22 protein-coding genes and 4 tRNA genes are annotated in these 22,671 nt (G+C 69.7%); 21 read left to right on the forward strand and 5 right to left on the reverse strand.

From position 1 onward, the window contains the following. Positions 1 to 36 precede the first annotated feature (36 nt). The 3 genes from C1N74_RS06670 to C1N74_RS06680 all read left to right on the forward strand — a co-directional run bounded on the left by C1N74_RS06670 (position 37) and on the right by C1N74_RS06680 (position 2,919). Positions 37 to 1,305, forward strand: a complete 1,269-nt coding sequence (locus C1N74_RS06670) for an ammonium transporter (RefSeq protein WP_023951284.1) — start codon at positions 37 to 39, stop codon at positions 1,303 to 1,305. Positions 1,306 to 1,486: 181 nt separating this feature from the next. Beyond that, complete coding sequence (locus tag C1N74_RS06675) at positions 1,487 to 2,050, forward strand: type II toxin-antitoxin system PemK/MazF family toxin (RefSeq protein WP_219994762.1); 564 nt, start codon at positions 1,487 to 1,489, stop codon at positions 2,048 to 2,050. Between the two features lie 134 nt (positions 2,051 to 2,184). Continuing rightward, on the forward strand, positions 2,185 to 2,919 hold the full coding sequence (locus tag C1N74_RS06680) for a VIT family protein (RefSeq protein WP_137750227.1): 735 nt from the start codon (positions 2,185 to 2,187) through the stop codon (positions 2,917 to 2,919). 149 nt (positions 2,920 to 3,068) lie between these two features. Here C1N74_RS06680 and C1N74_RS06685 read toward each other — a convergent pair. Further along, positions 3,069 to 3,145, reverse strand: a tRNA-Val gene (locus C1N74_RS06685). Positions 3,146 to 3,296: 151 nt separating this feature from the next. Between C1N74_RS06685 and C1N74_RS06690 the strand changes: the two genes are divergently transcribed. The 5 genes from C1N74_RS06690 (at position 3,297) to C1N74_RS06710 (ending at position 4,833) form a co-directional block, all read left to right on the forward strand. Continuing rightward, positions 3,297 to 3,368: transfer RNA gene (locus C1N74_RS06690), tRNA-Gly, on the forward strand. Positions 3,369 to 3,423: 55 nt separating this feature from the next. Beyond that, a tRNA-Cys gene (locus C1N74_RS06695) sits at positions 3,424 to 3,494 on the forward strand. A 27-nt stretch (positions 3,495 to 3,521) separates the two neighbouring features. After that, positions 3,522 to 3,593, forward strand: a tRNA-Val gene (locus tag C1N74_RS06700). 80 nt (positions 3,594 to 3,673) lie between these two features. After that, the gene (locus C1N74_RS06705) at positions 3,674 to 4,180 is read left to right on the forward strand and encodes a glycine cleavage system protein R (RefSeq protein WP_137750228.1); all 507 of its coding nucleotides are present in this window, start codon (positions 3,674 to 3,676) and stop codon (positions 4,178 to 4,180) included. After that, positions 4,177 to 4,833 (forward strand): DNA alkylation repair protein, encoded by a 657-nt coding sequence (locus C1N74_RS06710; RefSeq protein WP_064956730.1) that lies wholly within the window; start codon positions 4,177 to 4,179, stop codon positions 4,831 to 4,833. The genes C1N74_RS06705 and C1N74_RS06710 overlap by 4 nt, the downstream gene beginning before the upstream one ends. Positions 4,834 to 4,856: 23 nt before the next feature. Here C1N74_RS06710 and C1N74_RS06715 read toward each other — a convergent pair whose 3' ends face one another. Continuing rightward, complete coding sequence (locus tag C1N74_RS06715) at positions 4,857 to 6,020, reverse strand: SLC13 family permease (RefSeq protein WP_064956729.1); 1,164 nt, start codon at positions 6,018 to 6,020, stop codon at positions 4,857 to 4,859. A 195-nt stretch (positions 6,021 to 6,215) separates the two neighbouring features. Here C1N74_RS06715 and thrS point away from each other — a divergent pair, with 195 nt between their 5' ends. The 3 genes from thrS to C1N74_RS06730 all read left to right on the forward strand — a co-directional run bounded on the left by thrS (position 6,216) and on the right by C1N74_RS06730 (position 9,481). Next, on the forward strand, positions 6,216 to 8,255 hold the full coding sequence (thrS, locus tag C1N74_RS06720; protein ID WP_137750229.1) for a threonine--tRNA ligase: 2,040 nt from the start codon (positions 6,216 to 6,218) through the stop codon (positions 8,253 to 8,255). Continuing rightward, positions 8,252 to 8,809, forward strand: a complete 558-nt coding sequence (locus C1N74_RS06725; protein WP_064956727.1) for an HIT domain-containing protein — start codon at positions 8,252 to 8,254, stop codon at positions 8,807 to 8,809. The genes thrS and C1N74_RS06725 overlap by 4 nt, the downstream gene beginning before the upstream one ends. Positions 8,810 to 8,899: 90 nt before the next feature. Next, positions 8,900 to 9,481 (forward strand): hypothetical protein, encoded by a 582-nt coding sequence (locus tag C1N74_RS06730; protein ID WP_064956726.1) that lies wholly within the window; start codon positions 8,900 to 8,902, stop codon positions 9,479 to 9,481. A 9-nt stretch (positions 9,482 to 9,490) separates the two neighbouring features. Here the strand turns inward: C1N74_RS06730 and pdxY are convergent, their stop codons facing one another. Both pdxY and C1N74_RS06740 read right to left on the reverse strand, forming a co-directional pair. Continuing rightward, entirely contained in the window at positions 9,491 to 10,342 is an 852-nt protein-coding gene (gene pdxY / locus C1N74_RS06735) for a pyridoxal kinase PdxY (protein WP_137750230.1), read from the reverse strand. A gap of 4 nt (positions 10,343 to 10,346) precedes the next feature. Then, positions 10,347 to 11,675 (reverse strand): aminotransferase class I/II-fold pyridoxal phosphate-dependent enzyme, encoded by a 1,329-nt coding sequence (locus tag C1N74_RS06740; RefSeq protein ID WP_137750231.1) that lies wholly within the window; start codon positions 11,673 to 11,675, stop codon positions 10,347 to 10,349. An 88-nt stretch (positions 11,676 to 11,763) separates the two neighbouring features. On the opposite strand from C1N74_RS06740, the gene pdxS reads away from it, so the two are divergent. From pdxS to C1N74_RS06790, 10 genes are all read left to right on the forward strand, one after another. After that, on the forward strand, positions 11,764 to 12,660 hold the full coding sequence (gene pdxS, locus C1N74_RS06745) for a pyridoxal 5'-phosphate synthase lyase subunit PdxS (RefSeq protein ID WP_375538053.1): 897 nt from the start codon (positions 11,764 to 11,766) through the stop codon (positions 12,658 to 12,660). A gap of 4 nt (positions 12,661 to 12,664) precedes the next feature. Continuing rightward, positions 12,665 to 13,276: a pyridoxal 5'-phosphate synthase glutaminase subunit PdxT gene (pdxT, locus tag C1N74_RS06750; RefSeq protein ID WP_064956723.1), complete on the forward strand. Its 612-nt coding sequence runs from the start codon at positions 12,665 to 12,667 to the stop codon at positions 13,274 to 13,276. A 10-nt stretch (positions 13,277 to 13,286) separates the two neighbouring features. Further along, on the forward strand, positions 13,287 to 14,048 hold the full coding sequence (locus C1N74_RS06755) for a YebC/PmpR family DNA-binding transcriptional regulator (RefSeq protein WP_137750233.1): 762 nt from the start codon (positions 13,287 to 13,289) through the stop codon (positions 14,046 to 14,048). A gap of 124 nt (positions 14,049 to 14,172) precedes the next feature. Beyond that, complete coding sequence (ruvC, locus tag C1N74_RS06760; RefSeq protein WP_023951254.1) at positions 14,173 to 14,742, forward strand: crossover junction endodeoxyribonuclease RuvC; 570 nt, start codon at positions 14,173 to 14,175, stop codon at positions 14,740 to 14,742. Between the two features lie 70 nt (positions 14,743 to 14,812). After that, a complete protein-coding gene (gene ruvA, locus C1N74_RS06765; protein WP_137750234.1) occupies positions 14,813 to 15,430 on the forward strand; it encodes a Holliday junction branch migration protein RuvA in 618 nt (205 codons plus the stop codon). Next, positions 15,423 to 16,448, forward strand: a complete 1,026-nt coding sequence (gene ruvB / locus C1N74_RS06770) for a Holliday junction branch migration DNA helicase RuvB (RefSeq protein WP_137750235.1) — start codon at positions 15,423 to 15,425, stop codon at positions 16,446 to 16,448. The genes ruvA and ruvB overlap by 8 nt, the downstream gene beginning before the upstream one ends. 79 nt (positions 16,449 to 16,527) lie before the next feature. Further along, positions 16,528 to 17,031, forward strand: coding sequence for a preprotein translocase subunit YajC (gene yajC, locus C1N74_RS06775; RefSeq protein ID WP_023951247.1), 504 nt, complete (start codon positions 16,528 to 16,530; stop codon positions 17,029 to 17,031). A 44-nt stretch (positions 17,032 to 17,075) separates the two neighbouring features. Then, positions 17,076 to 18,791 (forward strand): protein translocase subunit SecD, encoded by a 1,716-nt coding sequence (secD, locus tag C1N74_RS06780; RefSeq protein WP_023951245.1) that lies wholly within the window; start codon positions 17,076 to 17,078, stop codon positions 18,789 to 18,791. Then, complete coding sequence (gene secF / locus C1N74_RS06785) at positions 18,791 to 19,780, forward strand: protein translocase subunit SecF (RefSeq protein ID WP_023951243.1); 990 nt, start codon at positions 18,791 to 18,793, stop codon at positions 19,778 to 19,780. The genes secD and secF overlap by 1 nt, the downstream gene beginning before the upstream one ends. A 49-nt stretch (positions 19,781 to 19,829) precedes the next feature. Continuing rightward, complete coding sequence (locus C1N74_RS06790; RefSeq protein ID WP_023951241.1) at positions 19,830 to 22,082, forward strand: bifunctional (p)ppGpp synthetase/guanosine-3',5'-bis(diphosphate) 3'-pyrophosphohydrolase; 2,253 nt, start codon at positions 19,830 to 19,832, stop codon at positions 22,080 to 22,082. Here the strand turns inward: C1N74_RS06790 and C1N74_RS06795 are convergent. Next, positions 22,069 to 22,623 (reverse strand): hypothetical protein, encoded by a 555-nt coding sequence (locus tag C1N74_RS06795; protein WP_064956720.1) that lies wholly within the window; start codon positions 22,621 to 22,623, stop codon positions 22,069 to 22,071. The two genes, C1N74_RS06790 and C1N74_RS06795, sit on opposite strands and share 14 nt — an antisense overlap. Positions 22,624 to 22,671: the final 48 nt, after the last annotated feature.

The raw sequence follows: 22,671 nt of genomic DNA on the forward strand, positions 1-22,671 counted from the left end.
CTACACCTGCGTCCCTGCAGAGAGGTTCCCTTCGAGATGGATCAAGGCAACACCGCATTCATACTCATCGCGGCCGCATTCGTCCTGCTGATGACGCCAGGACTCGCATTCTTCTACGGCGGTCTCGTCAAGGCCAAGAGCGTCATCAGCATGATGATGATGAGCTTCGGCGCCCTCGGACTCATCGGCGTCCTCTGGGTGCTCTTCGGCTACGCCATCGCCTTCCCCGGCGCTGAGGGAACCGTCGCCCCGTGGTCGATCGACTGGAGCGCGATCGGTCTGAGCAGCCTGCTCGAGACCCCCGACGACGCCGCCTTCCCGCCCATGGCATTCGTGTGCTTCCAGGCCACCTTCGCGATCCTCACCGTCGCGCTCGTCTCCGGAGCGATCGCCGACCGTGCCAAGTTCGGCGCGTGGATGCTGTTCGCCGGTGTCTGGGCGACCGTGGTCTACTTCCCGGTCGCGAGCTGGGTCTTCAACTTCGGCCTCGCCGATGACGGCTCGTTCGAATACGGCGGCTGGATCACCAAGGGGCTGCAGGACGTCTTCGGTGTCGGAGCGATCGACTTCGCCGGTGGCACCGCGGTGCACATCAACGCCGGTGCTGCCGCTCTCGCCCTCGCTCTGGTCCTCGGCAAGCGCGTCGGCTTCCAGAAGGGCGTCCACGTTCCCCACAACCCGCCGTTCGTGCTCCTCGGCGCCGGTCTGCTGTGGTTCGGCTGGTTCGGCTTCAACGCGGGCTCCGAGCTCGCCGCCGACGGCACCGCCGCGCTCGCCTTCATCAACACGATCGCTGCTCCCGCCGCCGCTCTGCTGGCCTGGCTCCTCGTCGAGAAGATCAAGGACGGCAAGCCCACCTCCGTCGGTGCCGCATCGGGTGCGGTCGCGGGTCTCGTCGCCATCACCCCCGCGTGCGCCTCGGTCGACCCCATCTGGGCGATCGTGCTGGGCCTCATCGCCGGTGCCGCCTGCGCGCTGGCCATCGAGCTCAAGTACAAGCTCGGCTTCGACGACTCGCTCGACGTCGTGGGCATCCACCTCGTCGGCGGCCTCATCGGAACGCTCTACCTCGGCTTCTTCGCCAACGGCACGGGCCTGTTCATGGGCGGCGACGCCAGCCAGCTGATCGTCCAGGCGATCGCGGCCCTCGCCGTTCTCGTCTACTCCTTCGTGCTGGCCTTCATCATCGGGTTCGCGATCGAGAAGACGATCGGCTTCCGCGTGAAGAACGAGGACGAGATCGCCGGCATCGACACGGTCATGCACGGCGAGGTCGGGTACACCCTCTCCGACGCCAAGGTCTGATCAGGCCTCGGCTCTGACTCGGGCGGGGCATCGCGGATCACTCCGCGGTGCCCCGCCCTGTTTCTCGTGGGCGCTCGGTTGGCAGGCGGCGCCGCTTCGCGGGAGGTGAAGGGGCGCGAGCTGCCAGGTGAGGCGGAGGATGAGGCGGGGCGCGCCTCGCGGGCTGGGTAGGTTTGGGCGCATGGGTGTGCTTTCGCGTGTGTGGGATCTGCTGCGACCGCGTCGGACGGCGGGTGGCTCGGGTCGGCCGGCCACAGCGCGTCCGCGGTCGGCGACCGTCTCACCGGCTCGCCCGAGCAGGCCCTCCGCGCCGGGCGGCGGGGTCGCCGGCGCGGCATCCGTCGTCGAGGTCGCTCTCCCCGATGCCGTCGGCCTGCGGCTCGCCTACGAGCCGACGCCCGACGGGCAGCCCGATCCCGGCGAGATCGTCTGGGCGTGGGTTCCGTATGCGGAGGATGCCGCGCGCGGCAAAGATCGCCCGCTGCTCGTGCTCGCGCGCGCCGACGGCGGCCGCAGCTGGGCCATGAAGCTCACGAGCAAGCCGCACGACGGCGAGCGCGACCACATCCCGCTCGGGACGGGGGATTGGGACCGCGAGCGGCGCCCGTCGTGGCTCGACGTCGACCAGATCTACCTCGTCCCCGCGAGCGGCATCCGCCGCACCGCCGGAGCCCTCGATCGCACCACCTACGCTCGGGTCGCCCAGTCGCTCTCGCAGCGCTACGGGTGGCGGACCGCCCGCTGACCTGCGCTAGTCCCGCGCCGAGAGTGCACCCTCTCAGCGAGAACGTACCGGGAACCATGCGCTCTCGCAGCGGCAGTGCGTCCTCGGTGCGTGGGGGGCTGCCGTGATCGAGGCGGGGGTGGTTTCATGGCGACATGAGCGAATCGTTCCCGGAGGTACCGGGGGCGCACCCGGGCGAGCCTCACGCGTCATCCATGTCGGGGCGGCTGAACTGGCTGCGCGCGGGCGTCCTGGGCGCGAACGACGGCATCGTCTCGACCGCCGCCCTGGTCGTCGGCGTCGCGGGGGCGACGACGGAGACGGCGCCGATCTTCGCCGCCGGCGTTGCGGGACTCGTGGGCGGCGCGATCTCGATGGCGCTCGGCGAGTATGTATCGGTCAGCAGCCAGAGCGACAGCCAGCGCGCCATGATCACCAAGGAGCGCCGCGAGCTCGCCGAAGACCCCGCGGCTGAGCTCGTCGAGCTCGCGGGGCTGTACGAACAGCGCGGGCTCTCGCCCGAGACTGCGCGGCGGGTTGCCGAGGAGCTGACGGAGCACGATGTCGTCGCCGCGCACCTCGAGGCCGAGCTGGGGCTGACCGAGGACGAGGTCGTGAGCCCGTGGGCGGCGGCCGGCGCCAGCGCGCTCGCGTTCACCGTCGGTGCGCTGCTGCCGCTTCTCGCGATCCTCCTGCCGCCCGCCGACATCCGGGTTCCCGTCACCTTCGTGGCGGTGCTCATCGCTCTCGCTCTCACCGGGTATCTGAGCGCGCGCCTGGGCGACAGTCCGCCGTTGCGTCCCGTTGTGCGGGTCGTCGCCGGCGGGGCTCTCGCGCTGATCGCGACCTTCACGGTGGGCTCGCTGCTGGGCGTCTCGGGCGCCTTCTGACCCGGCGCGGATCTCGTGCACCGCGAGGACGCACCGCTGCGGCGAGCGCGCACCATGCGCGGTGCGTTCTCGTCGCGACGGTGCGTGCTCGGCGGGCGCAGAGCACACGACAACGAAAAGCGCCCCGGTCGAGGCGACCGGGGCGGGGATGGTGGGCGATGCGGGACTCGAACCCACGACCTCTTCCGTGTGAAGGAAGCGCGCTAACCAACTGCGCCAATCGCCCATCTGGCCCGTGAGGGCCGAGACACGAGCATACCGGATGCCGCGACGGTTCCCGAACGCGGAAGCGAGACACGCGCGGGGCGTCGCCGGTTTTGCACTCGTGCGATCGTCGGCTAATGTTTAACAAGTGCCGGAGCGATCCGGAACGAAATGCGGATGTAGCGCAGTGGTAGCGCATCACCTTGCCAAGGTGAGGGTCGCGAGTTCGAATCTCGTCATCCGCTCGAGTGCGAGGATCTCCCGTGAGGGGGATCCGGCACGTGGGTCAGAACCACACACGGTGGCGTGGCCGAGCGGCTAGGCACCGGCCTGCAAAGCCGTTTACACGGGTTCGAATCCCGTCGCCACCTCGCCTCATAACTGAACAGCCTGTATAGGCGCGATTGGCGCAGCGGTAGCGCGCTTCCCTGACACGGAAGAGGTCACTGGTTCGATCCCAGTATCGCGCACCGAGTAAAACCCCCGGTCTCACCGGGGGTTTTGTCGTTTCGCGGGACGCTGGTCAGCGCTGCCGGTTAGGCTCGGCGCCATGTCTCAGCTCGTGCTCACGGTCGTCGGAGACGATCGGGTCGGACTCGTCCGCACACTCGCCGACACCGTCGCCGCGCACGGCGGCAACTGGGAGCGCAGCGAACTCGCGGAGCTGGCCGGGGCCTTCGCGGGCATCGTGCTGGTGGACGTTCCCGCTGACCGTGAGGCCGGCCTCGTCGACGCCCTCGAGCGGCTGGACGGGCTGCTGCGCATCACGACCCACCAGCCGCTGCCGCCGGTCGTCGCGAGCGGCCAGGTACTTCGATTCACGGTGCTGGGCAACGACCGTCCCGGCATCGTCCGCGAAGTCAGCGACGCGATCGGCGCTCATGCGCTGAGCATCGACGCCCTGACCACCCGTACCCTCGACGCTCCGATGGCCGGTGGCACGCTTTTCGAGGCGACCCTGGTCGTGCGCCTGCCCGCCGAGTTCGACGCGGCCGACATCGTGGCGGACCTCGAGCGCCTCGCCGGTGAGATCCAGGTCGACCTCACCCTGACGTGACCCTCGTCGACGACATCCGCGCCGCGCTCCGCGCTGCGGCGCAGCCGGAACGAGCCGCCGCGCAGCAGGCGTACATGAAGTCTGCGATACCGTTCCTCGGGATCCGCCTCCCCGAGGTGCGCCGGGTCACCCGTACGCTCGGCGCCGGAGAGCAGGATGCCGCGGTGCTGCGCGCTGCCTCGCTGCAGCTGTGGGACGAGGCCCGCCACCGCGAGGAGCGCTATGCGGCGATGGCGCTCCTCGCGCTGCCACCGCTGTCGGGAACCCTGCCGACGGTGCCGCTCATCGAGCACATGGTGCGCACCGGGCGGTGGTGGGACATCACCGACGAGCTCAGCGGGCTCGTGCGCGAGCTGCTCATCGAGCACGCCGACGAGATGGCGCCCGTCGTCCGCGCGTGGGCTCGGGACGAGAACCTCTGGATACGCAGGATCGCGATCCTGTCGCAACTGACCCGTCGCTCGGAGTTCGACGAGCAGCTCTTCACGGATGTCGTCGTCCCGAACCTCGGCGATGCGGACTTCTTCATCCGCAAGGCGATCGGATGGGCGCTGCGCGATCGGGCGCGCGTCGATGCCGCGTGGGTGCGATGGTTCGTCGATGAGCGGGGCGTGGCCGGCCTGAGCAGGCGCGAGGCGCTCAAGCACGTCTGACCGGTGCCGCCGGTGCGGGAGGCTCAGCGAAGAGCGAGCGGGAGGACCGACAGCCCGACGACGAGGGGCGCGGCGACGAGTCCCCAGAGGACGAAACGCCGCCAGGGGACGTCGACGCCCACGGCGTGCAGCCGCTCGTGCCAGAGCAGCGTCGCGAGCGACGCCCAGGGGGTGATGAGCGGTCCCGCATTGACGCCGACGAGCAGCGCGCCCAGGCGCTCCGGGGTTCCCGCCGCCGACTCGAGCAGCAGGTACGCGGGCAGGTTGTCGACGGTGTTCGCCGCGACCAGGGCGGTGCCCGCCATGCGCCACAGCTCGAAGGGGCCGCCGGCCTCGCCGGCGATCACCGAGACCACCGCCGCCGACCCGAGCGACTCGAGCGCAGCCATCGCGGTGAACAGCCCCGCGGCGAACACGAGCAACTGCCAGGGGATGAGCCGAAGCGACAGTCCGCGGGGCGAGCGCCATGCGAAGAGGCCGATGAGCAGAACCGCGGCGATCGTCGCCGGAATCCACGGCTCCAGCCCGCTGACGAGGGCCGGCATGAGTGCGACGACGACGACGGATGCGACGCCCAGCTGCACCCGGTCGGTGACGCGCGGCACCGGGGCCGGGTCGAACCGCCCGACGAGCGAGCGCCGGTGGATGGCGAACAGCAGGCTCACCGTCACCGCGATCGCGACGGCCGCCGAAGGCCCCATGAGCGCGAGGAACGCGACGGGCCCGCCCTCGGGCAGCCGGCCGAGAGCCAACAGGTTCGTCAGGTTGGAGACCGGCAGCACGAGTGACGCGGTGTTCGCGAGCCACACCGTCGTGAAGGCGAAGGGGAGCGGCGGCAGCCCGTTGGCGCGCGCGACGGCGACGACGACCGGTGTGAGCAGCACAGCGGTCGTATCGAGCGACAGGAAAGCCGTCGCAACGACGGCCAGCGCCACGACGAGGAGCCACAACAGCGTCGTCCGGCCCCGTGAGGCGCGGGCGAGCCACCCCGCAGCGACGTCGAACACGCCGGCTTTCGCCGCCAGCTCCGCCACGATCGTGACGGCCACGACGAAGGCGAGGATCGGCGCGACACGCTCGGCGATGCCGGCGAGATCGTCGGGAGGCAGGATGCCGCCGACCACCGCGCCCGCCGCCACGAGCAGCAGTGCGGCTCCGGCGATGGCGAGCTTCACGGCATCCATCATGCGCCCTCGTGCGTCGCCCCGAAGCCATCGACGCCCACGACTAGGATCGACGCATGGAACGTCGCCGGATCGGAGCCCGCGTGCTCACCCGCTTCGTCGCCGCCGGCCGAACGCTCTCGGCCTGAGCGGGCGGGACGCGGCGAGCGTCCGAAGCTGAGTAGCCTTGATCCGAGCCACCCATCTGGAGATGTTCCCTTGACTGACGTCGTTTCCCCGTCGGACGTGTCGTACCCCGCCGACGGCTTCGCCCTCTTCCCCGACCGCTCCGTCGTCGCCCTGCGCGTGAACGGAGAGCTGAAGGATCTCGCCACCGTGGTCAGCGAGACGGATGCCGTCGAGCCGATCACCGTGTCGAGCCCCGACGGCCTCGCGATCCTCCGCCACTCGACCGCGCACGTGCTGGCCCAGGCCGTGCAGCGCATCCGGCCGCAGTCGAACCTGGGCATCGGGCCGCCCATCGAGGACGGCTTCTACTACGACTTCGGCGTCGACGAGCCCTTCACTCCGGAGGACCTCAAGTCGATCAAGAAGGAGATGGAGCGGATCGTCCGCGAGAACCAGCGGTTCGTCCGGCGGGTCGTCACCGCCGACGAGGCGCGCGCCGAGCTCGCCGACGAGCCGTTCAAGCTCGAGCTCGTCGACCTCGCCGGTGGTCCCGGCTCGGGCGCCGACGCGGCCGAAGGGGCCTCGGCCGAGATCGGCGCCGGCGAACTGACGATCTACGACAACGTCACCCGCGACGGCTCGACCGCCTGGAAGGACCTGTGCCGCGGACCCCACGTGCCCGGCACCCGGATGGTCGGCAACGGCTGGGACCTCACCCGCGTCGCCGCCGCCTACTGGCGCGGCTCCGAGAAGAACCCCCAGCTGCAGCGCATCTACGGCACCGCATGGCCGTCGAAGGACGAGCTGCGCGCCTACCAGGAGCGGCTGGCCGAGGCGGCTCGCCGCGATCACCGGAAGCTCGGGGTCGAGCTCGACCTGTTCTCGTTCCCGGATGAGATCGGACCCGGTCTGTCGGTGTTCCACCCCAAGGGCGGCATCATCCGGTACGAGATCGAGCGCTACATGCGCGAGCAGCTGCTCGCCAACGACTACGAGGTCGTCAACACCCCGCACATCACCAAGGGCGACCTGTTCATGACGAGCGGGCACCTGCAGTGGTACGCCGACGGCATGTACCCGCCGATGAAGCTCGATGAGATCGTCGACGCCGAGGGCAACGTGACCCGCCAGGGGCAGGAGTACTACCTCAAGCCCATGAACTGCCCGTTCCACAACCTGATCTTCCGCTCGCGGGGGCGCAGCTACCGTGAGCTGCCGCTGCGCCTGAGCGAGTTCGGTTCGGTCTACCGCTACGAGAAGAGCGGCACCCTCTCGGGCCTCACCCGCGTGCGGGGGATGACCCAGGACGACACCCACATCTACGTCACCCCCGATCAGGTCGAGGACGAGCTCGTCCGCAGCCTCGAGTTCGTGCTGCAGACGCTGCGCGACTACGGACTCAACGACTTCTATCTCGAGCTGTCGACGAAGGAGGAGGGCAACCCGAAGTTCATCGGCGACGATGCCCTCTGGCAGCAGGCGACCGAGACCCTGCGCCGCGTCGCCGAGGGCTCCGGCCTCGAGCTCGTCCCGGATCCGGGCGGCGCGGCGTTCTACGGCCCGAAGATCTCGGTTCAGGCCCGCGACGCGATCGGCCGCACCTGGCAGATGTCGACCATCCAGCTCGACTTCAACCAGCCCGAGCGCTTCGAGCTCGAGTACACCGGTCCCGACGGCGAGAAGCATCGCCCCGTCATGATCCACCGCGCACTCTTCGGGTCGATCGAGCGGTTCTTCGCGATCCTCCTCGAGCACTACGCGGGTGCCTTCCCCGTCTGGCTCGCGCCGGTGCAGGTCGTGGCGATCCCGGTCGCCGACGATTACGCGCCGTACCTGCGGGAGATCGTCTCGCGGCTGCGCAAGGCCGGCGTCCGCGCCGAGCTCGATCGCTCCGACGACCGCATGCAGAAGAAGATCCGCACTCACACCACGCAGAAGGTGCCGCTCCAGCTCATCGCCGGCGAGCAGGACCGCGCAGCAGGCACGGTCTCGTTCCGCTTCCGTGACGGATCGCAGACCAACGGCGTGCCCGTGGACGAGGCCGTCGAGCGCATCCTCGCGGCCATCGCCAACCGTACACTCGTCGACACCGCGGAGCACCTGAGCGACACGGCGGAGCAGCTCGCGTGACCGGCTCGTCGGACGCCCCGCGCCCGGTCGAGGACGCCGCGCACCTGGCCGGGGTGCCCGACGAGTTCCAGCGCCTGTGGACCCCTCACCGGATGGCGTACATCCAGGCGGGCCCCGAACCGCTGCGTGACGAGTGCCCGTTCTGCGCTGCGCCCGGCAAATCGGATGCCGACGGGCTCATCGTCGCGCGCGGCCGCACGGCCTACGTGCTGCTGAACCTCTTCCCGTACAACTCCGGTCACCTGCTCGTCTGCCCGTACCGGCACATCCCGACGTACGATCTCGCGACGCCCGAGGAGGTCGCCGAGATCGGCGCGCTGACGCAGACGGCCATGCGGGTGCTCCGAGAGGTGTCGCGGTGCGACGGTTTCAACCTCGGAATGAATCAGGGCGCTGTCGCGGGTGCCGGGGTCGACGGGCACCTGCACCAGCACGTCGTGCCACGGTGGGCGACCGATGCCAACTTCTTCCCGATCATCGCGAAGACGAAGGCGCTCCCGCAGCTGCTCGGCGAGGTGCGCGAGGCCGTCGCCGCCGCGTGGCCGACGACCTGACCGCACACTTCCTCACGCTCGGCCTCGAACGCAAGCCCGGGTGCCGGGTGGCGCGATGACGATAGCCTGAGCGCTCACTGAGGAGGCACCATGTCGATCACCGCCCGTCCCCGCACCGCGACTCTCGCCGCACTGGCTGTTGTCGGGGCCCTCGCCTTGACGGGGTGCACGCCCGCGGGAGACGCGAACCCGACCGAGGCGACTCCGACGACGACGACAGTGCCGGACGAGAGCGCAGCGGCGACCCCCGACGCCGGTGGCGACGGATCCGCGACCGCCGATGCCCTGGCCGAGCGCGACACGTTCATCGCGGCGCAGCAGCAGCCCGTGGGTCAGACCACGCTCACCGCGAAGACGCCCGAGCAGCAGGAGCTCGTCGCGCAGCAGCGCGCGCACGTCGAGGCGAACGGCGGTCAGTGGTCGGAGCAGGCCGAGACCGTGACGCTCGCCCTCGCTCTGGACGCGTGCGAGACCTCGATCCTCAACGGTCACCAGGTCGATCAGAACGTCTACCAGATGCACGTCGCGTCGTCCCCGCTCATCCAGAGTCTCGCCATCGACGACGCGTCCCGCGAGGGTGCTGTGAGCATCATGGTCTTCGGCACCCGGTTCCTCTGCCCCGATGACGCTCCGCAGTGGGAGCAGGCGTGGACCGAGTCCAGCGGACAGTAACGGCGCCGGTCAGCGCACCCGCTCGACCGTGAACTGCATCCGCGGGTGCGCGTAGGCCTCCTGGCTCTCCACGAGCTGGAGCTCGCGCTCGCCCGACTCGTGTGTGCGCGTGAGCAGGTCGAACACGCTCGAGGTCGTACGGGCCAGCGCCTCGGCTGCGGAGCCGGTGCTGCGGTAGTGAGCTGTGAACAGGGCCGCCGTCACGTCACCCGATCCGTTCGCCTTCATGGGGATGTGGGGAGTGCGGACGATCCACGCTCCGGCGTCGTCCGCGGCGAGCATCTCGATCGTTCCCTCGGGGCGTTCCGGGCGCTCGACGCTCGTCACGAGCACCGTGCGCGGCCCCATCGCGCGGGCGGCGTCGACGGACGCGAGCGTCGAGTCGAGATCGGTGGGCTCGGTCTCGGTCAGGAAGCCGAGCTCGAATTGGTTCGGCGTGATGATGTCGGCGGCCGGCACGACGCGCTCGCGCAGCAGAACGGGGATGGCCGGTGCCACGAAGCATCCCGACTTCGCGTTGCCCATGACCGGGTCGCACGCGTAGACGGCATCCGGGTTCGCCGCCTTGACGCGCGCGACGGTGTCGAGGATGACGTCGGCTATTCCTTGGCCGCCCTGGTACCCCGACAGGACGACGTCGATCTGCGGGAAGGCGCCGCGATCCTCGACGCCCGCGATGACGGCGCGGACATCGTCGGGACTGATCATCGGACCGCCCCAGACGCCGTAGCCGGTGTGGTTGGAGAAGTTCACCGTGTAGACCGGCATCACCTCCACGCCGATGCGCTGCAGCGGGAACACCGCGGCGGAGTTGCCGACGTGTCCGTATGCGACGGCCGACTGGATCGAGAGCACCTTCATGGGGTCATGCCTTTCGAGAGGGGAGGGCGGATGCGACGAGGTCCCGCGCGAGCTGCGCGGCGTCGGCGTCGTTCAGATCGTGCACGGTCAGGCGCAGGTGCCGCGACGGGGCGTCCTCTGCCAGCCGGAACTCGTCGCCGGTGCGCGCCAGCCACCCGCGGCGCATTAGGGCGTCGGCGACGGAACGAGCAGTGCCGGGCACCTCGACCCAGAGACTGAGCCCGTCGCCGGGTGCGCAGGGCAGGCCCGCGCGCGTGAGCTCCGCGGCGAAGGCGGCGTTGCGGTCGGCGTAGTGGATTCGAGCGGCGGCGATCTCAGCCGCGGCGGTGCCGTCGGAGAGGAGAGCGTGGGCCAGTCGCTGCAGCAGATGGCTGACCCACGTCGTGCCCGAGCCGAGGCGCAGCGCGAGACGTTCGGCTGTCGTGGGATCGGATGCCGTGACCGCGAGACACATGTCGGGCCCGAGGAACTTCGACACCGAGCGCACGCGCGCCCAGCGCTCGTGGTTCTCGCCGATGACCGAGCGATAGGGCTGGGTCGACAAGAGCGAGAAGTGGTCGTCCTCGATCACCAGGACGTAGGGGTGATCGGCCAGCACCTCGCGCAGCGCCGCGGCGCGCTCGGCCGACAGGCTCGAGCCGGTGGGGTTCTGGGCTCGCGGGGTGATGACGACGGCTCGGGCACCGGCGTCCAGGGCCGCGCGCAGACCGTCCACCGTCATGCCCTCGCTGTCGACGGGAACGGGGACCGCACGGTAGCCGGCGAGCCGGACGGTATGGATGCTGGCGAGGAAGCAGGGGTCTTCGAGCGCGACCGCATCATCGCGGGTGAGCGCCTGCGCCAGGAGTCGTTCGACGGCGTCGACGGCGCCGCCCGTGACGGTGAGGTGGATGTCGGCCTCGCTCGCCGAGTCCGCGGCGAACCAGCGTGTGGCCCACTCGGCGAGGCCGGCGTCGATGACCGGCTCGCCGTACAGGACGGGGCGCCCGGCGACCCGGGCGAGCACGCCGCTCGGGTCGGGGATGACAGCGGGATCGGGGTTTCCCGACCCGACGTCGCGCAGCACCGTGTCGGCGGCGACCCCCTCGGCGGCGACGGGGGAGACCTCGGCGATGCGCGTTCCGCCGCGGCCGCGAGCAACGACGACCCCGGCCTGCGCCAGCAGCCGGTATGCGGCGACGACGGTGTTGCGGTTGACGCCGAGATGCTCGGCCAGTGCGCGCACGGGCGGCAGGACGTCGTCAGCGCGCAGGGCGCCGCGCTCGAGCAGCATCCGGACGCTGTCGGCGATGTCGCCCGCCGTGTGCCCGGAGATCGTGTCGCTTGAAGTCATCGGGACGATCTTATGTCGGATGCCATGCTAACTTTTGGCCTAGGCCGAACAAGATCCCCGACCAGGCGGCCCAGATCGGAGCTCCATCGTGTCGAACGACCAGACCGTCACCGGATCCTCGCGCGTCAAGCGCGGGCTCGCCGAGATGCTGAAGGGCGGCGTCATCATGGACGTCGTCACGGCCGATCAAGCGCGGATCGCCGAGGATGCCGGCGCGGTGGCCGTCATGGCGCTCGAGCGTGTCCCCGCCGACATCCGGGCCCAGGGCGGCGTCGCCCGCATGGGCGACCCCGACCTGATCGACGAGATCATCGCATCGGTGTCGATCCCCGTGATGGCCAAGGCCCGCATCGGACACTTCGTCGAGGCGCGCGTGCTGCAGGAGCTCGGCGTCGACTACATCGACGAGTCCGAGGTGCTCTCGCCGGCCGACTACACGCATCACATCGACAAGTGGGGATTCACCGTCCCGTTCGTCTGCGGTGCGACCAATCTCGGCGAGGCGCTGCGCCGCATCACGGAGGGGGCCGCGATGATCCGGTCCAAGGGTGAGGCCGGCACGGGCGACGTCTCGGAGGCGACGCGCCACATCCGCACCATCACCGCCGAGATCCGTGCTCTGCAGGCGAAGAGCCCCGACGAGCTGTACGTCGCGGCGAAGGAGCTCCAGGCGCCGTACGACCTCGTCGCCGAGGTCGCGGCCAGCGGCGCCCTGCCCGTCGTGCTCTTCACCGCGGGCGGTGTCGCCACCCCCGCCGACGCCGCCATGATGATGCAGCTCGGCGCCGACGGCGTGTTCGTCGGATCGGGCATCTTCAAGTCGGGCGACCCCGCGCGCCGTGCCGCGGCGATCGTGAAGGCGACGACCTTCCACGATGACCCCGCCATCGTCGCCGAGGCCTCGCGCGGCCTGGGTGAGGCGATGGTCGGCATCAACGTCTCCGATCTGCCTGCTCCGCACCGTCTCGCCGACCGCGGCTGGTGATCCGGTGAGCGAGGGAACGCCGCCGCGCGTCGGAGTCCTCGCCCTGCAGGGGGACGTCCGCGAACACCTGCGCGTGCTCGAGGAGCTCGGTGCGGCGGCATCCCTCGTCCGCCGCCCGGACGACCTCGCGACGATCGAGGGACTCGTCCTGCCGGGCGGCGAGTCGAGCGTCATCGACAAGCTGGCACGCGCGTTCGGGATGCAGCAGCCCATCCGCGACGCGATCACGGCGGGCATGCCGGTCTACGGCACGTGCGCCGGGCTCATCCTGCTCGCCGACCGCGTCGACGGGGCGATCGCCGGGCAGGAGACCTTCGGCGGGCTCGACGTGACCGTGCGACGGAACGCCTTCGGCGGTCAGACCGAATCGTTCGAGACGGCGCTCGCCGTCGCCGGCTGGGACGCGCCGGTGCGCGCGGCGTTCATCCGAGCGCCTCTCGTCACCGAACTCGGGCCGGGGGTGCGGCCGCTCGCGACCCTGCCGGAGGGCGGGGTCGTCGCGGTCGAGCAGGGGCGACTGCTCGCCACCGCGTTCCACCCGGAGGTCTCGGGCGAGCGTCGCTTCCACGAGAGGTTCCTCGCGCGCGTCCGCGAGGCGCGCGCATCCGCCCGGTAAGATCGAGCGCATGTCCGGTCACTCCAAATGGGCCACGACCAAGCACAAGAAAGCCGTCGTCGACGCGCGCCGTGCCAAGTCGTGGGCCAAGCTCATCAAGAACATCGAGGTCGCTGCCAAGCTCGGCGGTCCCGATCTGCAGGGCAACCCCACGCTCTTCGACGCCGTCCTGAAGGCCAAGAAGACCTCGGTCCCGAAAGACAACATCGACCGCGCGATCAAGCGCGGCGCCGGGATCGGCGGCGAAGCCGTCGAGTACTCCTCGATCATGTACGAGGGCTACGGGCCCAACGGCGTCGCGTTCCTCATCGAGTGTCTGACCGACAACAAGAACCGCGCCGCCGCCGAGGTTCGCACCGCTCTCAGCCGTAACGGCGGAACGCTGGCCGACCCGGGCAGCGTCGCGTACAACTTCAGCCGCAAGGGCGTCATCGTCGTGCCGTCCGCGGGCACGACCGAGGACGACGTCATGCTCGCGGTGCTCGAGGCGGGAGCGGAAGAGGTCGAGCCGCACGGCGACGGCTTCGGCGTCATCACCGAGGCCTCCGACCTCGTGTCGGTGCGCAGCGCCCTGCAGGACGCCGGCATCGAGTACGACTCCGCCGACGTCGAGTTCGTGCCCTCGCTCAAGGTGGAGGTCGACGCCGACACCGCCCGCAAGGTGTTCCGTCTCATCGACGCCCTCGAAGACAGCGACGACGTGCAGAACGTCTACACGAACTTCGACCTGACGCCCGAGGTGCAGGCCGAGCTCGAGAACGACGACGAGTAAGAGCTCCGGCATCGCGCGCAGTTCCCGGCATCCACCGCAGCTCGTTCTGCGTGGGGTGTCGGGAACTGCGCGTTTCGCGGGCTGTCGTCGCGCCGGGTCGCCGCGACGGACGTAGCGTGGGGGAGTGACCTCTCTGCGCGTTCTCGGTGTCGACCCGGGCCTCACCCGATGCGGTGTCGGTGTCGTCGACGTCGCTCGCGACCGATCCGCTGCCCTCGTGCACGTCGGAGTCGTCCGCTCGGCCGTCGATCTGCCCATCGAACGCCGGCTCGCGACGATCGCCGCGGGGCTCCGGGCCGTCATCGCGGAGCATCGGCCGCACGTCGTCGCGGTCGAGCGCGTCTTCGCGCAGCACAACCGCACCAGCGTGATGGGAACCGCGCAAGCCAGCGGCATCGCCCTCCTCGTCGCCGCCGAGAGCGGCCTCGATGCGGCGACCCACACCCCCTCCGAGGTGAAGGCCGCCATCACCGGATACGGCTCGGCCGAGAAGCTGCAGGTGCAGACGATGGTCGCCCGCGTGCTGCGTCTGGACTCCCTGCCGCAGCCGGCGGATGCCGCCGACGCCCTGGCCCTCGCGATCTGTCATGCCTGGCGCCGCGGTCCCGGTGGCACCGGGACCGGGACCGGCGCCGCAGCGCTCACTCCCGCCCAGCGGGCCTGGGCGGATGCGGAACGCCTGTCACGCCGCTGAGGCGGCCGTGCGGCCGGGCGTCACGCGTGTCGCTCGAACATACCTGCGAAGCGCCGCCTAGGCTCGGATCATGATCTCCTCCCTGCGCGGCAGCGTGCTGCACCTCGAGTCCGACAGCGTCGTCATCGACGTCGGCGGGGTCGGGTTCTCGGTCGCCGTGACCCCCGACATCCCGCGCTCGTTCCATGTCGGTGATGAGATCGTGCTGCACACGAACCTCGTCGTCCGCGAAGACGCCCTCTCGCTCTTCGGTTTCGAGACGCGCGAGCAGCTCGGGGTCTTCCTCCTGCTCATCGGGGTGACCGGCGTCGGCCCGAAGTCCGCGCTCGGCGTCCTGTCGGCGCTCAGCGTCGCGCAGATCGCCGAGGCCGTCACCGCCGAGGACGACGCTCCCTTCCGCCGTGTCTCGGGGATCGGACCCAAGACCGCGAAGCTCATCGTGGTGCAGCTCGCGGGCAAGCTCCAGGCGTTGCCCTCCGGGCAGCCGGCATCCGTTCCCGCCGGCGCCGGAACGCTCAGCGGTCAGGTCGTGGCGGCGCTGGTCGCCCTCGGCTGGAGCGAGCGCGTCGCGACGGAGGCCGTCGCGCAGGTGACGGCGGATGCCGCCGCCCCGGCGACCGTGCCCGCCCTGCTGAAGCTCGCGCTGGCGCAGCTCGGCCCCGCGCGACCGGAGCAGACCGGTGTCTGACGCGCACGAACTGGCCGCGGACGAGACCGAGCTCGCGGTCGAGGGGGCCCTGCGGCCGACGTCGCTCGCCGAATTCGTCGGGCAGCAGAAGGTGCGCGGGCAGCTCGAGCTCCTGCTGCAAGCCGCCGCGATGCAGGACCGACCCGCCGACCACATCCTGCTGTCGGGCCCTCCCGGGCTCGGCAAGACGACGCTCGCGATGATCGTCGCCCACGAGAGCGGCCGTCCCCTGCGGATGTCGAGCGGTCCCGCCATCCAGCACGCGGGCGACCTCGCAGCCCTCTTGTCGAGCCTCGTGCCCGGCGAGGTGCTCTTCATCGACGAGATCCATCGAATGGCGCGCTCGGCCGAGGAGATGCTGTACCTCGCGATGGAGGACTTCCGCATCGACATCATGGTCGGCAAGGGAGCCGGTGCCACCAGCATCCCGCTCGAACTCGCCCCCTTCACGCTCGTGGGTGCGACCACCCGGTCGGGACTGCTGCCGAATCCGCTTCGCGACCGTTTCGGTTTCACCGCCCACATGGAGTACTACGAGCCCGAAGAGCTCGAACGAGTCATCCAGCGGTCGGCGAGCGTCCTCGCCGTCGACGTCCCGCCCATCGCGCGGTCCGAGATCGCGCGCCGCTCCCGCGGCACGCCTCGTATCGCGAACCGCCTGCTGCGCCGCGTCCGAGATTTCGTGGTCGTGCACGGCAACACGGCGGCGGGCGCGACGGAGGCGGATGTCGCGGCCGCGCTCGACCTCTACGACGTCGACGCCATCGGGCTCGATCGCCTGGACCGCGCCGTGCTGGACGCCCTCGTCCGCCGCTTCGGCGGGGGACCGGTCGGGCTGAACACGCTCGCGGTGACCGTGGGGGAGGAAGCGGAGACGATCGAGTCGGTCGTCGAGCCGTACCTCGTCCGCATCGGCTTCGTGGGCCGCTCGCCGCGTGGCCGCGTGGCCACGCCCTCGGCCTACCGCCATCTCGGCGTTCCCCGTGCCGACGGGGCGCTGGAGATCGATGACCTATAATCGCTGAAGGCTTCTCGCCGACGAATCCCGAGGGTGCGCATTCTTCGCGTGCCTACCCGTGAAAGGTGCTCCCACCTCCATGCTCTTCTTCGCCACCACCCCGGCCGACGCTCCTCCCGCGAACCCGGCGGTGCAGTTCTTCGCCGAGTACGGGCTGCTGATCATCCTCGCGCTGCTCATCGTCTTCATGTTCTGGAGCCAGCGTCGTCGCGCCCAGCGGATGAAGGCGGAGCAGGCCGAGAAGTCGCGTCAGCTCCTCCCCGGCGCGAAGGTGCTGCTGCAGGGCGGGTTCTACGGGACGATCGTCGAGTACGACGGCGAAGACCTCTCGAAGTCGGCCCGCGTCGAGCTCGCGCCCGGCGTCGAGGTCGAGGTCCACAGCCAGGCGATCCTCCGCGTCGTCGACCCCGCCGAGGGCACGCTCACCGAGGACGAGTACATCGAGGCCGAAGAGCACCACGAGGAGTACGTCGCCGACGTCGAGCAGGGGCTCATCACCTCGGTCAGCGACGACGCCGCGCGCGATCGCGCCGACGCCGCCTCCGAGGGTGCGGCCGACCGCGACGACAAGCCCCGCGCCTGAACCGCCGCTGACCCGGCGCTCGCTCGACGAAAGCTGACCTCCCCGTGGCGACTTCCACACCTGTGCGCCGTGCCTGGCGCGCGCTGACCGGACTCGTGGTCCTGACGGCGCTCCTGTTCGGCATCAACGCCCTCGGCGTCTATGTGTTCAAGGCGAGCTCGTGGGCTCCCGAGCTCGCGCTGGATCTCCAGGGCGGGACGCAGATCGTCCTCCAGGCGCAGTCCGACGGAGCGGTGCCCTCGAGCGAGCAGATGCAGCAGGCTGCCTCCATCATCCGCCAGCGCGTCGACGCGTCGGGACTGGTCGAGGCGGACATCGCCACGCAGGCCGGCAACCAGATCGTGGTGCAGCTGCCGGGCGAGGTCGACGACGAGACGCGGGAGCGCATCGACGCCTCGGCACAGCTCCAGCTGCGCGCCGTGCTCTACACCGGCACTCCCGCAACCAGCTTCGTCGGTGACGACGGCAACGAGACGCCGTATCCCACGCCCGACCCCAACCTGCCGGCCACGCCATCGACGACGCCCTCCAACGGCAGCGACCCCGCGTGGATCACCGAGGCGCTGCAGGCGCAGTTCCTCGCCTACGACTGCACCGATCCGGCGAACGACCCGGCCGACGCGCCGGCCGATCAGCCGCTGATCACGTGCGATCGCACGGGGACGGCGAAGTACATCCTCGGGCCGGTCGAGCTCGACGGGTCGTCGATCGACAACGCCACCAACGGCCTCGAGCAGAGCACCGGTCGCTGGGCCGTGAACATCACGTTCGACCAGCAGGGCACCGAGACATTCGGCAAGATCAGCCAGCGGCTCTACGGGCAGCAGTCGCCGCTCAACCAGTTCGCCTTCGTCCTCGACGGCGACGTGCTCTCGGCGCCCTCGATGGACGCCGTCATCCTCACCGGCAAGCCGTCGATCACGGGCTCGTTCGACCAGGACAGCTCGAAGATCCTCGCCGACCAGCTCAAGTTCGGCGCTCTGCCGCTGAGCTTCGAGGTGCAGAGCACGAACACGATCTCCGCGACCCTCGGTTCGCAGCAGCTGCAGATCGGACTCATCGCGGGTCTCATCGGTCTCGCGCTGGTCGCGGTGTACTCACTCGTCGTCTACCGGGCACTCGGAACGGTCATCATCGCCTCGCTGGTCGTCATGGCTGTGCTCACCTACGCGGCACTGACTATTCTCGCGTGGCGCATGGGCTTCCGCCTGTCGTTGGCGGGTGTGGCCGGCCTGATCGTCACGATCGGCTTCACAGCCGACTCGTTCATCGTGTACTTCGAGCGGATTAGAGACGAGCTGCGTGACGGCAAGTCGATCACCGGTGCCGTCGAGGACGGCTGGTCCCGCGCGAAGCGGACGATCTTCATCTCGAAGTCGATCAACATCCTCGCCGCCGTGGTGCTGTACATCCTCGCCGACTCGACGGTGAAGGGCTTCGCGTTCACGCTGGGGCTGACGACCGCGATCGACATCCTGATCTTCATCCTCTTCACCCACCCCGTGCTGCAGCTGCTCGTGCGCACGCGGTTCTTCGGGTCGGGTCACAAGTTGTCGGGTCTCGACCCCGATGCGCTCGGCGCGGTCTACCGCGGGCGTGCGCAGTTCCGCGCCCCGGTCGCTGCCGGCGCGAAGACCGCGGCCGGTCGCCGAGCCGCCAAGTCGCGCGGCGAGGCCGAACGGCGACAGACGATCGCGGAACGCAAGCGCGCCGAGCAGGCCGCAGGCGAGAAGCGCGACGCGACGGGGGACAAGCACTGATGCGATTCTTCAACCGGTTCGGAAACGACCTCTACACGGGGAAGCTGTCGTTCCCCTTCGTCGCCCGTCGCACGCTGTGGTTCATCATCGCCGCAGCCCTCGTGCTCGGCTCGGTCCTCGTCCTCGTCGTGAAGCCCCCGCAGTTCTCCATCGAGTTCACGGGCGGGTCGCAGTTCACGGTGACGAACGTCTCGAACACCGACCAGCTGTTGGCGACCGCCGCCGTCCAGGACGTCGTTCCCGGAGCGACGACGAAGGTCACCACGATCGGCGAGGACGCCGTGCGCGTGCAGACCGACCAGATGTCGGATGCCGAGACCCGTGATGTCACCGCGCGCCTCGCCGAGGCCTACGACGTCCCCGCCGCCGAGGTGAGCTCGTCGTTCATCGGGCCGAGCTGGGGTCAGGACGTCACCCGTCAGTCGCTGTGGGGCCTGGCGATCTTCCTCGCCCTGACGTTCCTGATCCTGGCGCTGTACTTCCGCACCTGGAAGATGTCCGTCGCCGCGATCATCGGCCTCGTCGACGTGCTCGTGGTCACCGTGGGCGTCTACTCGCTCTTCGGGTTCGAGATCTCTCCCGCCGCCGTGATCGGCTTCCTGACGATCCTGTCGTACTCGCTGTACGACACCACGGTCGTCTTCGACAAGGTCCGCGAGAACACGTTCGAGGACGGCGAGAAGTCCGGGCGGACGTTCGGCGAATCGGTCAACCTGGCGGCAAACCAGACGCTCGTGCGCTCGATCAACACCACGATCGTCGCGGCCCTCCCGACCGGAGCGATCCTCTTCATCGGCGCGCTTTGGCTCGGTGCCCAGACGCTCACCGACATCTCGCTGTCGATCTTCGTCGGCACGCTGGTCGCCGCCTACTCGACGCTGTTCGTCGCCGTGCCGCTGTTCGCGCTGCTGCGCGAGGGCGAGCCCGGTATCAAGGCGAATGACGCTCGGGTGCGCGAGTCGCGCGAGCGAGCCTCGGTCGAGGCCTGAGCGCCGCGAGGGCGCGTAGAATCGATGTCTGCATGGCGGAGGTGAGGGCATGACCGAGATCACCCCGCCCCCTGCCCAGAGTTCGCTCCGCCGCCTCGTTCCGCGCATCTTCTCGCGAGCGGCGCCCCGCGAAGGGCTCGAGCAGCTCGTTCGGACGGTGCGCGCGCACCACCCCAAAGGCGACATCGCGATCATCGATCGCGCCTACCAGACCGCCTCGCGGGCCCACGCGCAGCAGAAGCGCCAGAGCGGCGAGCCGTACATCACGCACCCGCTCGCCGTCGCGCAGATCCTGGCGGAGCTCGGCCTCGGCCCCCGGGCCATCGCGGCCGCGCTCCTGCACGACACCGTCGAAGACACCTCGTACGGTCTCGACCAGCTGACGGCCGAGTTCGGCGACGAGGTCGCGATGCTCGTCGACGGCGTGACGAAGCTCGACAAGGTCAAGTACGGCGACGCCGCGCAGGCCGAGACGGTCCGCAAGATGATCGTCGCGATGTCGCGCGACATCCGCGTGCTCCTGATCAAGCTCGCCGACCGGTTGCACAATGCCCGGACGTGGGGTTTCGTTCCGCCGGAGAAAGCGGCGAAGAAGGCGACGGAGACGCTCGAGATCTACGCGCCGCTCGCACACCGGCTCGGCATCCAGGCCATCAAGAGCGAGCTCGAAGACCTGTCGTTCGCGGTGCTCCACCCGAAGCTCTACGCCGAGATCGACAGCCTGGTCACCCAGCGCACACCCCAGCGCGAGCAGTATCTGCAGACGGTCATCGATGCGGTCGAGAGCGACCTCCGTGAACTGCGCATCCGCGGCCGCGTGATGGGCCGTCCGAAGCAGCTGTACTCGGTGTACCAGAAGATGGTCGTCCGGGGTCGCGAGTTCGACGACATCTACGACCTGATCGGCATCCGCGTTCTGGTGACGACGGTCCGCGACTGCTACGCGGTGCTCGGTTCGATCCACGCGCGGTGGACTCCCCTTCCCGGGCGTTTCAAGGACTACATCGCGACGCCGAAGTTCAATCTCTACCAGTCCCTCCACACGACCGTCATCGGTCCGGGCGGGCGCACGGTCGAGATCCAGATCCGCACCCACGAGATGCACCAGCAGGCCGAGTTCGGTGTCGCGGCGCACTGGAAGTACAAGGAGCGGATGGCGGGCGGCAAGGCCGACGCCAAAGCGGTCGACAACGACATGGCGTGGCTCGCCCACATCTCCGACTGGCAGGCCGAGACGGCCGACCCGGGGGAGTTCCTCGACTCGCTGCGTTTCGAGATCGGTGCGAAAGAGGTCTACGTCTTCACTCCGAAGGGGCGGGTCATCGGCCTGCCCGCGGGTGCCACCCCGGTCGACTTCGCCTACGCCGTGCACACCGAGATCGGCCACCGCACGATGGGCGCCAAGGTCAACGGGCGTCTCGTGCCGCTCGAGTCGACGCTCTCCAGCGGCGACGTCGTCGAGGTCTTCACCTCGAAGAACCCCGATGCCGGCCCGAGCCAGGACTGGCTCACCTTCGTCAAGAGCACACGAGCGCGCAACAAGATCCGCGGCTGGTTCACCAAGGAGCGGCGTGAGGAGGCCGTCGAGCAGGGCAAGGACGCGATCGCGCGGGCGATGCGGCGTCAGAATCTGCCGCTCCAGCGCCTCATGGGGCAGGACGCGTTCAGCGAGGTCGCCCACCAGCTCCGCTACGAGGACGTCACGGCGCTGTACGCGGCGGTGGGCGAGGGGCATGTCTCGACGCAGTCGGTGATCGAGAAGGTCACCGCGCTCGTCCGAGCGGAGGAGGACACCTCCACCGGGCCGATCCAGCTGCCGGCCGTGGGACGATCCCGGCAGAAGCGAGACAGCGACTCCGGAGTCCTCGTCCGCGGCGCGCCCGACATCCTCGTCAAGCTGGCCAAATGCTGCACACCCGTTCCGGGCGATGAGATCGTCGGCTTCGTCACGCGGGGAAGCGGCGTGTCCGTGCACCGCTCCGACTGCACGAACGTCGAGTCGCTCATGCGCGATCCGGAGCGCCTCATCGAGGTGTCGTGGGCGCCGACGACGAAGAGTCTCTTCCTCGTCCAGATCCAGGTCGAGGCGTTGGATCGCGCCGGGCTCCTCAGCGACGTGACGCGCGTGCTCAGCGAGCACCACGTCAACATCCTCTCGGCGTCGGTTCAGACCAACAATGATCGGCTCGCACTCAGCAGGTTCGTGTTCGAGATGGGTGACACCGTGCATCTCGACCGTGTGCTGAACGCGGTGCGGCGCATCGACGCGGTCTACGACGTCTACCGCGTCACGTCGTCCTAACCGTCCAGCTCTCCAACCACGCGAGCGCCCGGCGCTTGTGCGGCAGCGGCCCGCCGCACGCCAACGCCACCCGGGCGTCGGCGAGGATGTCGGGGAACATCCCGATCATCGCGACGGCGCCGGCACGCGGTCCATCGCCTGCCGCTGCGTCGGCGCGCAGGAGGTCGCACAGGGTGCGAACGCGGTTCGACACCGGCATGCCGCCGAGGCGAACCGTCTCGCTCGCGGGGAGCTGAAGGTCGCGGTAGCGGAGCCGAGGATCGAGCACGTGATTCCGGCGGCGCTCGGTGCATCGCTGCACGCTGTGCCGCAGCGGAGGTTCGGACAGCGCGCCGTGAACCCACGCGGCGGACTCGTGTGTGAGAGCGAGACCCTGCGCGACGAGGGGGCGGAGCGACGCGGCCCGGATCTCAGGGCTTTCGACGGCATCGGCGGGCATGAAGGCTTCGCCGACCTCGACGACGTCGCCGTCCAGTCGGGCGGCGCCCAGCTCGGCGAGGGAGAGGCGAGTGCCCGGGGCGTAGACGTATGGTGAGACCATTGCGTCAGTCTCGCGCCAACGTGGGAATGGCGGTGCTAACGAGCTAAG

It is taken from the genome of Microbacterium sp. SGAir0570, from assembly GCF_005491085.2.
Lineage (GTDB): Bacteria > Actinomycetota > Actinomycetes > Actinomycetales > Microbacteriaceae > Microbacterium > Microbacterium arborescens.